Genomic DNA, 12,877 nt, shown 5'->3' on the forward strand with positions numbered 1-12,877 from the left:
CCCTCAAAAGCCGAGCGTGGACACTAGGCTCCGAGCATGAGCGACGGACCAGAAGTCAGCTATTCGCCGGAGATCGATGGCGAGCCCGATCCGGGCGAGGTGGTCTGGGCGTGGGTCCCCTACGAGGAGGATCCGAGCCAGGGGAAGGACCGCCCGGTGCTGCTGTTGGCCCGTGACGGCGACTTCTGGCTCGCGCTCCAGCTCACCTCGGTCGACCATGACCGCGACGCGGCGCAGGAGGCGGAGGCCGGGCGGTTGTGGATGGATGTCGGGACCGGCGCCTGGGACCGCGAGCGCCGCCCCAGCGAGGTCCGGATCAACCGCCTACTACGGATCGAGGACACCACCGTCCGCCGCGAGGGTGCCGCGCTGCCGCAACCGATCTTCGACGCCGTCGTCGCCCAGGCCCGCCTGCACCTCCCGATCTGACCCCGCCAACTCTCTGACCATTTGAAGCTTCCCATCCGTCCCCACCCGATAGTCCCTGACGAAAAGCCCCTGAAATCGACGATTTCAGGGGCTTTTCGTCAGGGACTATCTCGGAAAGGTGGAGAAGATTTAGGTGGCGTCGGAGCGGGCCGCAGCGGCTTTGACGCCGGCCTTGGCGAGTAGGAACGGCAGCAGGAGGGTGGCCAGGGCGGTGGTCAGCCAGACCACGACGGTGGCTGCGATCCAGGTGCCGATCCCCGAGATCGAGAGCGCATCGCCCCAGGCGACGGCGACCAGGAGCGCGATGAACGTCGCCACCAGGCCGGAGCCGCCGAGGAAGGCCGAGGCGTGACGCGCGGCCATCTTCATCACGAACGGGGTGATCACCAGCTGCAGGACCGAGTAGATCACCACGACGGCGAAGAAGCCGGAGACCTTGATCCGGACGTCGTCCAGGAGCGCGGAGGCCACCAGGATTCCGATCGCGGCCGAGGCCAGGAAGACGGCGGCGCGGATCAGCATGCGGATCATCGGCACACTCCGATCTCTCAGACGGGCAGCGCGGAATCTCAGAGTAGGGGAGCGGCTGCCTTCGCGGTAGCGGCCAGCGGGTCGTCGCTCGGCCAGGCCTGACCCTCGACATCGATCAGCGCGATGCTGATCAGGGTGCCGACCCGGTTGATCGCCACGCCCTCGAACTCCTGCGGGTCCTTACCGGTGACCAGGTAGCTCTGCGCGACGCCGGAGGGCGCCTCAACGTTGCTCAGCGGGCTGACCTTGGCGACGTCGGGGTTAGAGGCGCACTCCTTGTGCCACGACTTGAGCACCTGGTGCACCCGCCAGGCCGACTTCTTGTCGGGGAACTCGGCGACCAACTGCTCGGCGCTGACGCCCTCGCCGGCGTCGAACTCGCGGACCACGGTCTCGGTGGCGCCGACATCGACCAGGGAGAACCGCCCGCACTCGCCGAACGGTTCACCGTCGTCGGAGCCGGTCTCGCTCACCGTCCAGGTACCCGTGCCGACGGCGGGCAGCGCCTCGGCCGGCAACAGGTGCGCGGCCAGCCCTTGTGCCGGCGGCGCGACGGTGCCCTCGGTGGAGCTTGGTGCCGTCGTCGGCTCCGAGGAGGCCGACGTCGGGGTGTCGGTCGGCGTGGCGGCCGGGCGCTGCGAGGAGTTGGTCGGCTGGTCGGAGCCGGCGGAGTCGCCCTTGTCGTCGTCGCCGCAGGCAGCGACCGAGAGGAGCAGGACGCTGGCGGTGGCCAGGCTGGCAAGGCCGCGAAGGGGAAGGCTCATATCGTCCAACATAGGCGAGGTTCGCGACTGCTTGAAAGGGACGCGCGGGCGTGGTTGATGTCTCATACAGCAGCCCAAGCAGGGTCTTCGGCCCAAGGAAGTCGACATAGACCGCTATCGTGTCGGGGAATCAGGAACCACCAGTGAGGGGCAACAGGGCGTGAAGACCCGGGCATTGATGGCAGCCGGAATGCTGCTTGTGGCAACGGCAGTCGCTGGCTGCTCCGCTGACACAGGCACCCCGCCCAAGGACCCACAGGGCACCGCGAAGAAGCCGGTCAAGCTCACCTTCATGGCCTACGGGGCTGCTGAGGAGGTCGAGGCGCTCAAGGGCACCGTCGCGCAGTTCAACGAAGACAACCCGAAGGTCAAGGTCTCCTTCAAGGCCGTCGACAACGAGCAGAGTGTGGTGCGGGCGCTGCGCAGCGAGACGCCGCCCGACATCTACCTGTTGTCGCGCCAGGATCTCGGCACGGTGGTCTCCGACAAGCTCAACCAGCCGCTTGACGAGCTGTTGGCGGCCCGCGACGTCGCGTTCGGCGACGACTACAAGCGGGACGCGTTGATGGCCTTCTCCGAAGAGGGCCGCCTGCAGTGCATGCCGTACGCGGTCTCGCCGATGGTCATCTACTTCAACACCAACCTGATCGACTGGGCGGCGATGCGGGAGGCCGAGCTGCCGACGCCGCGTTCGCACGCCTTCTGGACCTTCGGTCAGTTCGCAGCCGCGGCGGAGTTCGCGGCCGGCCGGCCCGGCGCGAAGGGCGTCCACATCGACCCGACGCTGGAGGGCATCGCACCCTTCATCTACTCGGGTGGCGGTGAACTCTTCGACGACCCGAAGCAGCCGACCTCCTTGACGCTCTCCGCTGAGACGGACCGCGAGGCCCTGGCCGAGGTGCTCGACGTGTTGCGCAACAACCAGTTGACGCCGACCCCGAAGCAGCTCGCGAAGATGGACGCGCTGGAGCGGTTCAAGACCGGCAAGCTCGGCATGATCGCCGGTTACCGCAACCTGGTACCGGAGCTGCGCAAGACGCCGAGCCTGCAGTTCGACGTGATGCCGATGCCGGCGATCGACAACGAACGCACCATCGGTGACGTGAAGGGCCTCTGCCTCTCGGCGTCGGCCAGCAGCACCTCGGCAGCCGCCGACTTCGTGGTGCACGCGATGGCCCCGGAGTCCGTCTCCGAGGTCGCGAAGGCGGGCTACCTGGTTCCGGCCTCCAACGAGGTGGCCGAGTCCGACGCGTTCCTGCAGCGCGACCAGCTCCCGGCCCACGCCGAGGTGTTCAACCGCTCCGTGCGCGACATCGTGACGCCGCCGGCCCTCGAGGTCTGGGGCGACCTGGAGCAGTTGCTCGCCCCGCACCTGCACCAGCTCTTCTACGCCCGCGTGCTGGAGGATCTCCAGGCCGCCACCGAGGAGGTCGACGAACTCTCCCGCACGGTGCTCGCGCCGGTCGAGGAGTCGCCCTCGCAGAGCCCGTCGACCGGCGCCACGACGGACCCGTCGAGTGACCCGTCCGACGATTCGGCGAGCAGCCCGACGCCGTCAGGCTGACGGACCCGTGACGCAACGATGCGCGCATCCACCTGATGGTGGGTGCGCGCTTCGCGTTTGACGGGTACCAGCGTTCTCGCTGCGAACCGAGCTGGTGACGCGCTCAGCCGTGCCGGCTCAGGCGGTCGCGGCGCGAGCGCTGAGGATCGCCTCGGCCAGGAGCGGTGCAGTGAGTTCCACCTGCCACGGGCGCGCCCGGTAACCGTTCAACGCCTCGCCGACGGCGGTGACCAGGTCGCTGGCCGCGGCGTCCGGGGGCGTCCACAGGACCCGACGCATGGTGTCCGGGGTGAGCAGGTTCTCGGTCGGCACCGAGACGTGCTCGGAGAGCTCCGTCATCGCCTCCTTGGCCAACGCCAGGCGCTGACCGGCCTCCGGGTCCTTCTCGGCCCAGGCCCGCGGGATCGGCGGTCCGTCGTTGCGGGCGTTGCGCGCCGGCAGTTCGTCCTCGCCGAGGGCAGCAGCTTCGCGGATCGCGGTGATCCACTCCCGGGCATGGCGCGAGGCGCCGCGGCCGGTGAAGCCGGGGGTGGCCAACAGGGCGGCGCGGTCGGTCGGCATCGCCTGGGCGGCCGCGATGATTGCGGCGTCGGGGATCAAGCGGCTCGGGGTGACGTCGCGGTGCGCGGCGATGGTGTCGCGGGCGATCCACAACTCACGGACGGCGGCCAGCCCGCGGCGGCTGCGGACGCGGTGCAGCTGCGAGGTCCGTCGCCACGGCTCCGCGCGCTGGGTGGGTTCGAAGCCGAGCAGGAAGTCGAACTCCTGGCGGGCCCATTCGCTCTTGCCGGCCTCGTCGAGTTCGGCACGCATCGCTTCGCGGAGCGCGACCAGCGGCTCGACGTCGAGGGCGGCGTACTCCAACCACGGTTCGGGCAGCGGGCGCTTCGACCAGTCGACGGCGGAGTGCTCCTTGCGCAGCGCCTGGCCCAGGGCGGTCTCCACCAGCGTGGCCAGACCGACCCTCGGATAGCCGAGCAGCCGACCGGCCAGCTCGGTGTCGAAGAGGCTGCCGGGGTGGAGCCCGACCTCGGAGAGGCAGGGAAGGTCCTGGGTGGCGGCGTGCAGGATCCATTCCGTGCTGCCGATCACCTCCTGCAGCGCCCCCATCTCGCCGACCATGGTCGGGTCGATCAGGGCCGTGCCGGAACCATCACGGCGGAGCTGGATCAGGTAGGCGCGCGCCGAGTAGCGGTAGCCAGAAGCCCGTTCGGCGTCGACGGCGACCGGACCGTGGCCGGCCGCGAAGCGGTCCACCACGTCGGCAAGACCGGCGGGCGTGTCGATCACCGGTCCGAGTCCGTCGCTCAGGGTGAGCAGCGGGGCGGGCGGCTTGTCGTCGACAGTGGGCTCTTCGGGTGGCGTACTCACGACGCTGAACCACCGGGACGCCGCGACGACATCGACGTCACGCCGTCGGGGACCGGCTCAAGGCCGACCGAGGTACACAACAGTTCGCCCCATGCCTCTACGTGTGCCCGGACGTCGCCCGAATCGGGGACCTCCGGGGTCCAGGATGCGCGCACCTCGAGTTGGGCGCTGCGCTCTTCATCGGCCATCGCACCGAAGTTCTCGACGGCGACACGGGTCACCGTGCCGGAGGCTGCGGTGTACGCCGCGCCGTGGGCTGAGAGGGCGTCGGTGAGCCAACTCCAGCCGACTTCGCCGAGAAGTGGGTCGACGACCAGCGCCGGGTCGATCTCAGCGCGGGCGTAGGCGACAAAACGGAACTCGCCGCCCCACGCCTGGTTGCCGTCCGGGTCGTGCAGCAGGATCAACCGGCCGGTGCCGAGATCCTCGTCGTCGACGACGACGTCGGCCGAGAGCGCGGTGGCGTAGGGCGCGATCCGCTGCGGTGCCGGCATCGGCTCGCTCTCGATCTCCGGGCGCAGTCGAGCGGCGTTCATGGATGCCGCAGCCGACGTGAACAACGCGGGCTGCGGTCCAGCGCCCGGGGCAGGGCGCGCCTGATGACCGACGACCATGTCTCCAGGGTAGGTCGCCGACGGCCGCCCGGATGCGGTGCCACGCCGCCTGACCTGGGAGGATTCAAGAGTGACCGCTCTCGCTGACTCAGTCTTCCTCCGTGCCGCACGTGGTGAGGAGGTGTCGCACACGCCGGTCTGGTTCATGCGCCAGGCGGGGCGATCGCTGCCTGAGTACCTCAAGGTCCGTGAAGGCATCGGCATGCTCGAGTCCTGCATGAACCCCGATCTGGTAACCGAGATCACACTCCAGCCGGTACGCCGTTACGGCGTGGACGCGGCGATCTTCTTCTCCGACATCGTGCTCCCGCTCAAGGCGGTCGGCGTCGATCTCGACATCAAGGCCGGCATCGGTCCGGTGGTGGCGAACCCGGTGCGTACGCTCGCCGACGTCGAGGCGATCCCGGACCTGACTCCCGAGCACGTCGGCTTCATCACCCAGGCCGTACAGAACCTGGTCGGCGAGCTCGGCGGCACCCCGTTGATCGGTTTCGCCGGTGCCCCGTTCACGGTCGCCTCGTATCTGGTGGAGGGTGGTCCGAGCAAGGAGCACGCCAAGACCAAGGCGATGATGTTCGGCGCGCCGGAGGTGTGGGACGCGTTGATGCGCAAGATCGGCCAGATCGCCACCGCCTACCTCAAGGTGCAGGTCGACGCCGGGGCCAGCGCGGTCCAGCTCTTCGACTCGTGGGCCGGTGCGCTCACCCCCGAGGACTACCGCACTGCCGTGATGCCGCACTCCTCGCGGGTGCTGGCTGCGGCCGGTGAGCTCGGTGTGCCGCGGATCCACTTCGGGGTCGGCACCTCGAACCTGCTCACCCTGATGGGCGAGGCCGGGGCGGACGTCGTGGGCGTCGACTGGCGGACCCCGATGGCCCAGGCGATCAGCCAGGTCGGCGACCGCGGCGTCCAGGGCAACCTGGACCCGACGCTGGTCTTCGCGCCGACCGAGGTGATGTTGGAGCGGGCCGCTCAGGTGATCGAAGCGGGGCGCGCAGCCAAGGGGCACATCTTCAACCTGGGGCACGGCGTGATCCCGTCGACGAACCCGGACCAGCTCAAGCGGCTGACCGACTTCGTCCACTCCTACGTCTGAACCCCGATCGCCAACGGCTGACGAGGCCGAGTCGGCTCAGACCTGAGCGGGCTCGGCCTCGTTGCGTCGGATGCGCCGGTTGTGGCGCGCCACCAGCCAGACCGGGGTGCCGACCAGGGCGCCGAGGGCGAGGAACGGGGTGGCGGCGCCGGTTGCCGTGGCGACGTTGGTGGTAGCCGTGCCGAGAGCGTCCCAGCCGTCGCCGAGGCCTGCCAGGAAACCGTCGTCGTCCTTCTCCGGCGCGGGTTCATCGGCCTGCTCCAGGCCGAGGTTGATGGTGATGGTGGAGAGCGAGGTGCGGTCCTTGAGCCACGCCAGCCGGGATTTCAGTGAGTCGAGGTCGGCCTGGCGACGAGCGAGTTGGCCTTCGATCGCGATCACCTGATCGAGGTTGGCAGCGCTGGCGAGCAGGTCCTCGATCCGGCGCAGGCTCTTCTCCTGGGAGCGGACCCTGGCCTGGACGTCGATCACCTCGGTGGTGACGTCCTTGGCATTGACCTTCGAGTCGAGGGTGGTGGCGACCCCCTCCAGCGCCGTCATCGTGGTGGCGAACTGGCCTGACGGGACGCGGGCCACCACCCGGACATGGGTCAGTTCGCCCTCGGTGTCGGAGGTGGTCTTCTCGTTGGAGACCTCGCCGCGGTGCGCGTCGAGGATCTCCTGGATCTCGGCGCGGGCGGTAGCCACCTCGGGCGAGCGCAGGGAGATGGTCCCGGTCCGGATCACCGCGTCGCGGATCGGGGTGTCGGCCTTGGCCGGCTCCTCGTAGTAGGAGAGCGGAGCGGCATCTGAGACGTCGCGCAGGGCACTGAGCTTGTCTGCCCCGTCGCTGCCTTCATCCGTGGCAGGGGCGGGCTCGGACTCCGACGCCCCGCCCGCCTGTGCGGAGTCGGGCTCCGCGTCCCCGCTGCTGGCGCAGGCGCCGATCGCGCCCAGCGCAGCCAGAGCTGCAGCGAGGGTGGCGAGGCGGCGGGGAGGCACGGAGAGTGTTCGCATAGGGATCTGACGCCGAGCTGGTGGCTCAGGTTCCCGGCGCTCGCCGAGCGAGCGGTCTGCGCTCAGGAGACGGTGCGGTCGACCGCGTACTGCTGGACCGATCCACCTTGCCGGATCAGAGTGGCGGCCAGTTCCTGGGCGGCGGTGGCGAGTTGGCCGACGTCGCGGTGTTGCAGGCTCAGGGTGACGGCGGGGACCGGGGTCGCCAGTGGGCGCGCGACGAGAAGGCCGGTCCGTTCCAGCGGATCGCCGCTGACGCTGAAGTCGGGGAGCACGGTGAGGCCGATCCCTTCGGCGACCAACACCTTGCCCATCTCGGCGCCGTCGGTGCTACAGGCCAGGCGGGGATGCTCGCCGTCGAGCAGGCGATGTACGAAGCGGTGCATCAGGTAGCCGGCGCGCATCGCGATGAACGGCTGGGCGATGAAGTCGGCCATCGAGATCGCGGGCTGCGCGGCAAGGGGGTGGTCGCTGCGGAGGACCACGACCGGGTGGCCGGTGATCAGGTCGATGCTGCGGAGCCCGGGTGGGACGTCGTCGCTCTCCAGTCGGTTGACCAGGCCGAGGTCGATACTGCCCTCGAGGAGCCCCTCGTGGATGTCGTTCTGGCGGGCATTGATCACCTCTACATGGGCATGAGGCCGACTGCTGCGGAAGGTATGCAGGGCTGGGGCGACCAGCGGCGCGGTGCCGGCGTTGACCGTGGCCAGGCGGACCAGTTGGCCGGCGTGGTGCTGTTTGTCGGCAGCGGCGCGGAGCCGCTCGACGGCGTCGAGCACGTCTTGCATGGGTTGCAGCAGGTCGCGTCCGTCGCGGCTGATCCGGGCACCGGAGCGGCGGCGGTCGAGCAGGTTGACGCCGAGCTCGCGCTCCAGGTTGCGGACCGACTCGCTGAGCGCGGGCTGGGAGAGGTGGAGGTGCTCGCTGGCGCGCCGCAAGGAGCCGTGGCGGGTGACCGCGGTCAGGTACTCCAACTGTTCGATCCGCATAGCGCGCCTCTCCTGGTTCTCTGGTTGCGGGGTGATCGGTTCGTCCGCTGCCCCGATCGGTGACGCCGAGTGGCTGGTTTCGCCGATCCGGGTGGTCCGCGCTCCGAATACTACACAAATTCAATAGACAAAGTTGATCAGAGGGCGAAGTGGGTCGGCGGGCCCGGTGAGAGGTTCCGCCGATCACCGGTTCGCTCGTTCCGGGGGAGGTTGAGCTTGGTCGGCATCTCAATATCCATATAAAGTCGAGTCAAGTAATAAACTTTAGGGAGTTCGGGATGACTGAGTCGTCGGGCGTCGCCCAGCCTTTGCAGTTCGCCTACTGGGTGCCCAACGTGAGCGGGGGCCTGGTGGTCTCCAAGATCGAGCAGCGCACCGACTGGAGCTACGAGTACAACAAGGTGCTCGCCCAGTTGGCGGAGCGCAACGGCTTCGACTACGCCCTGACCCAGGTGCGCTACATGGCCTCCTACGGGGCTGCGTACCAGCACGAGTCGACCAGCTTCAGCCTGGCGCTGCTGCTCGCCACCGAACGACTCAAGGTGATCTCCGCCGTCCACCCCGGGCTCTGGCAGCCGGGCGTACTGGCCAAGTTCATCGCCACCGCCGACCAGATCTCCGGCGGTCGGGCCGCGATCAACGTGGTCTCCGGGTGGTTCAAGGACGAGTTCACCCAGCTCGGCGAGCCTTGGCTGGAGCACGGCGAGCGGTATCGGCGCGCGGAGGAGTTCATCTCCTACATCCGTGAGATCTGGACCTCGGAGGACGCCGAGTTCAACGGCGACTTCTACCGGCTGCACAACTTCGACCTCAAGCCGAAGCCGCTGAGCTCGCCCAGTCGTCCGCACCCGGAGATCTTCCAAGGTGGCAACTCGACCGACGCCCGCGCGATGGCCGGCCGGGTCAGCGACTGGTACTTCGCCAACGGCAACACGCCGGAGGGGATCGAGGAGCAGGTCAAGGACGTTTCGGCGCAGGCCGCCGTCGCCGGTCGGACGATCAGGTTCGGCGTAAACGGATTCATGATCGCCCGCGACACCGAGGCCGAGGCCCGCGAGACGTTGCGCGAGATCATCGCCAACGCCGACCGGGAGGCGGTCGAAGGGTTCGGCTCCGCCGTCAAGCAGGCGGGGCAAGCGACCGGCGACAGGACCGGCATGTGGCAGGACTCGGAGTTCGCCGACCTCGTCCAGTACAACGACGGCTTCCGGACCGGCCTGATCGGCACGCCGGAGCAGGTCGCGCGCCGGGCGTTGGAGTACAAGCGTCGGGGCGCCGACCTTCTGCTGCTCGGCTTCCTACACTTCCAGGAGGAGGTGCAGTACTTCGGGGAGAAGGTGCTGCCGATCATCCGCGAGCTCGAGGCCGCCGAGGCCGAGAAGGCCGCCTGATGCCGGTCACCGTGGCCGATGTTGCGACGGTCCCGGTACTCGACGCCGCGAGCGCCGTCCGGGTCGCTGCCGAGTTGGCGGACCGGTTCGCCGTGACCGCGTCGGATCGCGACGCCGAACGGCTCCTGCCCGCCGCGGAGCTCGACCAGCTGTCGGCGAGCGGGCTGCTGGCGATCACCGTGCCGGTCGAGTTCGGCGGCGCCGGTCTGGGGCCGGTCGTCGTCGCCGAGGTGACCCGACTGCTGGCCACCGCCGACCCTTCGATCGCCCAGATCCCGCAGAGTCACTTCGCCTATGTCAACGCCCTACGGGAGAACGGAACCCCTGCCCAGCAACGGTTCCTGCTCCGCGAGGTGCTGGCCGGGAAGCGGTTCGGCAACGCTCAGTCCGAGGTCGGCACCCAGCATGTCCGCGACCTCCGCACCACGTTGCACCCCGACGGTGGGGAGTCGTGGCTGCTGCGTGGCGAGAAGGGGTACTCCACCGGTGCTCTCTTCGCGCACTGGATCCCGGTGCTCGCGCACCTCGACGTGGACGGCCCGCTCCATGTCGCCTGGGTGGAACGCGACGCCGACGGCGTCACCGTCGTCGACGACTGGTCGGGGATGGGGCAGCGGACCACCGCGTCCGGGACCGTCCGGCTCGACGACGTCCGCGTCGCCGACGCTTTGATCACGCCCTACCACCTGACCTTCGAACGCCCGCAGGTCTACGGCGCCTGGGCCCAACTGGTGCACTCCGCTATCGACGCCGGGATCGCCCGTGGCGCGCTCACCGACGCCGCGCGGTTCGTCCGGGAGAAGAGCCGTCCCTATCCCGACGCCCAGGTCGCACGGGCCGGTGACGATCCACTGATCGTGCAGCGGTTCGGGACGTTCGAGCTCCAGCTTCGCGCCGCCGAGGCACTGCTTGCGACCGCGGCGCGCGCCGTCGAGGCTGCGGAGGTCGAGCTGACGGCGGAGTCGGCGGGTGCGGCCAGCCTGGCGGTGGCCGCGGCACGAGCCAGCAGTGCGGCTGCCGCCGTCGAGATCTCCAGCGGACTCTTCGACGTCGCCGGTACCCGGTCGGCGCTGGACGGACTCAACCTGCACCGGCACTGGCGGAACGCGCGCACGCACACCCTGCACGACCCAGCCACGTGGAAGGTGCAGCACCTCGGCCGCTACGCGGTCGACGGAACGTTGCCGCCCAACCACGGTCAGATCTGATCAATCCCCTTATTTCTTTGAGGAAGTGACCCCATGTCATCCCCCCACCCGCTCACTTTCCACTGGTTCCTGCCGACCAACGGCGGGGACGGGCGGCACGTGATCGCCGGCGGCCACGGCGTCTCCACCGGCCCCAACGGTCGACCGGCGGACATCGGCTACCTGACCCAGGTCGCTCGGGCTGCCGAGGAGAACGGCTTCGAGGCCGCGCTGACGCCGGCCGGGGCCTGGTGCGAGGACGCGTGGCTGAGTACCGCGATGCTCTCCCAGACCTCGGAGCGGTTGAAGTTCCTGGTCGCCTTCCGTCCGGGTCTGGTCGCTCCGTTCCTGGCCGCACAGATGGCGAGCACCTACCAGAACCTGACCGGCGGGCGCCTGCTGCTCAACGTGGTCACCGGTGGCGAGAGCCACGAGCAGAGGATGTTCGGCGACTTCCTCGACAAGGACGCTCGCTACGAACGGTGCGACGAGTTCCTGGAGATCGTGCGGCGGTTGTGGGCGGGGGAGACGGTCACCTATGCCGGCGAACACCTTGCCGTGGAGGCCGCGAAGTTGGCCCAGGTGCCCAGCCCGGCGCCGGAGATCTACTTCGGTGGTTCGTCGCCCGCCGCCGGACGGGTGGCGGCCCGCCATGCCGACGTCTACCTGACCTGGGGCGAGCCGCCGGCCGCGGTGGCCGAGAAGATCGCCTGGATCCGCGGCCTGGCCGAGCGTGAAGGGCGGAAGATCAGGTTCGGCATCCGGCTGCACACGATCACCCGCGATACCTCGGCCGAGGCCTGGGCGGAGGCCGACCGGCTGCTGGCCCAGATGCCGCAGTCGGCGATCGCCGATGTCCAAGCCGGGCTGGCCCGCAGCGAGTCGGAGGGCCAGCGCCGGATGCTCGACCTGCACGGCGGCAGGGCCGACCGGCTCGAGATCCACCCGAACCTGTGGGCCGGGATCGGCCTGGTCCGCGGTGGTGCCGGGACCGCGATGGTGGGCAGCCATGAGGAGGTCGCGGACCTGGTCTGCGAGTACGCCGACCTCGGGATCGAGGAGTTCGTGCTCTCCGCCTATCCGCACCTGGAGGGTGCCTACTGGTTCGGTGAGGGCGTGCTGCCGATCCTGGCCGAACGTGGACGATGGGTGGACCCGAGGCCGCAGCGCCAGGTGTCCGGCAGTGTGCCGTTCGCGGGTGCGAAGGTGGCGGCCTCATGACCGTCGTCGCCGGGTTGAGGACCAACCAGGACCTCGATCCGCACGCCCTGCGGCAGGCCTTCGGCGTCTTCCCGAGCGGGGTCGTCGCGGTGGCGGCCGAGGTGGACGGCACGCTGGTCGGGTTGGCCGCGAGCTCCTTCACCTCGGTCAGCCTGGACCCTCCGCTGGTCTCGGTCTCGGTGGCCAACACCTCCAAGACCTGGCCCGACCTGCGTCGCGCCGACCATCTGGGCCTGAGTGTCCTCGCCGAAGGGCACGGCGCCGCCTGCCGCCAGTTGGCCGGAGATCCGGCCCGCCGCTTCGACGGGCTTGAGGTGACCCGGAGCCCACAGGGCGCCGTGACGCTGGACGACGGACTGGCCCGGTTCGACTGCTCGATCTACCGCGAGGTGGAGGCTGGCGACCACACCATCGTCCTGCTGCGGTTGCATGCCGTGGAGCAGGCCGACGACAGCCCGCCGTTGGTCTTCCACCGCAGCGCTTTCACCCGGCTCTCGTCGTGAGCGCCCGCTGACTCCCGTCCGGCCCGACGCCACCACTCGTCGGGCCGGACGGGGCCCCGTTGATCGAGCTGGCGTCCGCTGATCGAGCTGGCTCCCGTTGATCGAGCTTGTCGAGATCAGGTTGGCGTCCGTTGATCGAGCCGGCGTCCGTTGATCGAGCCGGCGCCCGTTGATCGAGCTTGTCGAGATCAGCGCGACGGGCGCGGAGTCGCCTGGACAGG

Annotated in this window: 13 protein-coding genes; 7 read left to right on the forward strand and 6 right to left on the reverse strand. The window is 69.4% G+C overall.

The window, feature by feature from the left end; translation table 11 throughout:
• The first annotated feature begins 36 nt into the window (after window positions 1–36).
• Window positions 37–429 (forward strand): type II toxin-antitoxin system PemK/MazF family toxin, encoded by a 393-nt coding sequence (locus ACLM5J_RS13635; RefSeq protein WP_413656972.1) that lies wholly within the window; start codon window positions 37–39, stop codon window positions 427–429.
• 129 nt (window positions 430–558) lie between these two features.
• On the opposite strand, the gene ACLM5J_RS13640 is transcribed toward ACLM5J_RS13635, so the two are convergent.
• Window positions 559–960, reverse strand: a complete 402-nt coding sequence (locus ACLM5J_RS13640) for a hypothetical protein (protein ID WP_413656973.1) — start codon at window positions 958–960, stop codon at window positions 559–561.
• Window positions 961–998: 38 nt separating this feature from the next.
• Window positions 999–1,724 carry a hypothetical protein gene (locus tag ACLM5J_RS13645; protein WP_413656974.1) on the reverse strand — a complete coding sequence of 242 codons (726 nt, stop codon included), beginning with the start codon at window positions 1,722–1,724 and terminating at the stop codon, window positions 999–1,001.
• 160 nt (window positions 1,725–1,884) lie between these two features.
• On the opposite strand from ACLM5J_RS13645, the gene ACLM5J_RS13650 reads away from it, so the two are divergent.
• Window positions 1,885–3,288: an ABC transporter substrate-binding protein gene (locus ACLM5J_RS13650; RefSeq protein WP_413656975.1), complete on the forward strand. Its 1,404-nt coding sequence runs from the start codon at window positions 1,885–1,887 to the stop codon at window positions 3,286–3,288.
• Window positions 3,289–3,405: 117 nt separating this feature from the next.
• Here the strand turns inward: ACLM5J_RS13650 and ACLM5J_RS13655 are convergent, their stop codons facing one another.
• Window positions 3,406–4,659: an HRDC domain-containing protein gene (locus tag ACLM5J_RS13655; RefSeq protein WP_413656976.1), complete on the reverse strand. Its 1,254-nt coding sequence runs from the start codon at window positions 4,657–4,659 to the stop codon at window positions 3,406–3,408.
• Window positions 4,656–5,273, reverse strand: coding sequence for a DUF3000 domain-containing protein (locus tag ACLM5J_RS13660; RefSeq protein ID WP_413656977.1), 618 nt, complete (start codon window positions 5,271–5,273; stop codon window positions 4,656–4,658). Before ACLM5J_RS13660 ends, ACLM5J_RS13655 begins: the two co-directional genes overlap by 4 nt.
• Window positions 5,274–5,343: 70 nt before the next feature.
• Between ACLM5J_RS13660 and hemE the strand changes: the two genes are divergently transcribed.
• Window positions 5,344–6,369, forward strand: coding sequence for a uroporphyrinogen decarboxylase (gene hemE, locus ACLM5J_RS13665; protein ID WP_413656978.1), 1,026 nt, complete (start codon window positions 5,344–5,346; stop codon window positions 6,367–6,369).
• A gap of 36 nt (window positions 6,370–6,405) precedes the next feature.
• Here hemE and ACLM5J_RS13670 read toward each other — a convergent pair whose 3' ends face one another.
• Both ACLM5J_RS13670 and ACLM5J_RS13675 read right to left on the reverse strand, forming a co-directional pair.
• Window positions 6,406–7,350: a DUF4349 domain-containing protein gene (locus ACLM5J_RS13670; protein WP_413656979.1), complete on the reverse strand. Its 945-nt coding sequence runs from the start codon at window positions 7,348–7,350 to the stop codon at window positions 6,406–6,408.
• Window positions 7,351–7,427: 77 nt separating this feature from the next.
• A complete protein-coding gene (locus tag ACLM5J_RS13675; RefSeq protein WP_413656980.1) occupies window positions 7,428–8,354 on the reverse strand; it encodes a LysR family transcriptional regulator in 927 nt (308 codons plus the stop codon).
• 278 nt (window positions 8,355–8,632) lie between these two features.
• On the opposite strand from ACLM5J_RS13675, the gene sfnG reads away from it, so the two are divergent.
• Genes sfnG through ACLM5J_RS13695 form a run of 4 tightly spaced genes read left to right on the forward strand, consistent with a single transcriptional unit; the run spans window position 8,633 to window position 12,656 of the window.
• A complete protein-coding gene (gene sfnG, locus ACLM5J_RS13680; protein ID WP_413656981.1) occupies window positions 8,633–9,745 on the forward strand; it encodes a dimethylsulfone monooxygenase SfnG in 1,113 nt (370 codons plus the stop codon).
• The gene (locus ACLM5J_RS13685) at window positions 9,745–10,953 is read left to right on the forward strand and encodes an SfnB family sulfur acquisition oxidoreductase (protein ID WP_413656982.1); all 1,209 of its coding nucleotides are present in this window, start codon (window positions 9,745–9,747) and stop codon (window positions 10,951–10,953) included. The genes sfnG and ACLM5J_RS13685 overlap by 1 nt, the downstream gene beginning before the upstream one ends.
• A gap of 33 nt (window positions 10,954–10,986) precedes the next feature.
• Window positions 10,987–12,153 carry an LLM class flavin-dependent oxidoreductase gene (locus ACLM5J_RS13690; protein ID WP_413656983.1) on the forward strand — a complete coding sequence of 389 codons (1,167 nt, stop codon included), beginning with the start codon at window positions 10,987–10,989 and terminating at the stop codon, window positions 12,151–12,153.
• Window positions 12,150–12,656: a flavin reductase family protein gene (locus ACLM5J_RS13695; protein ID WP_413656984.1), complete on the forward strand. Its 507-nt coding sequence runs from the start codon at window positions 12,150–12,152 to the stop codon at window positions 12,654–12,656. Before ACLM5J_RS13690 ends, ACLM5J_RS13695 begins: the two co-directional genes overlap by 4 nt.
• The last annotated feature ends 221 nt before the right edge of the window (window positions 12,657–12,877 follow it).

The sequence above is a fragment of the Nocardioides sp. Bht2 genome, assembly GCF_047308515.1.
In the GTDB taxonomy this organism is placed as follows: Bacteria; Actinomycetota; Actinomycetes; order Propionibacteriales; family Nocardioidaceae; genus Nocardioides.

What these genes read in the sequence shown, in the direction of transcription:
- ACLM5J_RS13675 (WP_413656980.1), bottom strand. Translation starts at nt 8,354, where the DNA reads ATGCGGATCGAACAGTTGGAGTACCTGACCGCGGTCACCCGCCACGGC.
- ACLM5J_RS13685 (WP_413656982.1), top strand. Translation starts at nt 9,745, where the DNA reads ATGCCGGTCACCGTGGCCGATGTTGCGACGGTCCCGGTACTCGACGCC.
- ACLM5J_RS13635 (WP_413656972.1), top strand. Translation starts at nt 37, where the DNA reads ATGAGCGACGGACCAGAAGTCAGCTATTCGCCGGAGATCGATGGCGAG.
- ACLM5J_RS13690 (WP_413656983.1), top strand. Translation starts at nt 10,987, where the DNA reads ATGTCATCCCCCCACCCGCTCACTTTCCACTGGTTCCTGCCGACCAAC.
- ACLM5J_RS13645 (WP_413656974.1), bottom strand. Translation starts at nt 1,724, where the DNA reads ATGAGCCTTCCCCTTCGCGGCCTTGCCAGCCTGGCCACCGCCAGCGTC.
- ACLM5J_RS13660 (WP_413656977.1), bottom strand. Translation starts at nt 5,273, where the DNA reads ATGGTCGTCGGTCATCAGGCGCGCCCTGCCCCGGGCGCTGGACCGCAG.
- ACLM5J_RS13640 (WP_413656973.1), bottom strand. Translation starts at nt 960, where the DNA reads ATGATCCGCATGCTGATCCGCGCCGCCGTCTTCCTGGCCTCGGCCGCG.
- ACLM5J_RS13695 (WP_413656984.1), top strand. Translation starts at nt 12,150, where the DNA reads ATGACCGTCGTCGCCGGGTTGAGGACCAACCAGGACCTCGATCCGCAC.
- sfnG (WP_413656981.1), top strand. Translation starts at nt 8,633, where the DNA reads ATGACTGAGTCGTCGGGCGTCGCCCAGCCTTTGCAGTTCGCCTACTGG.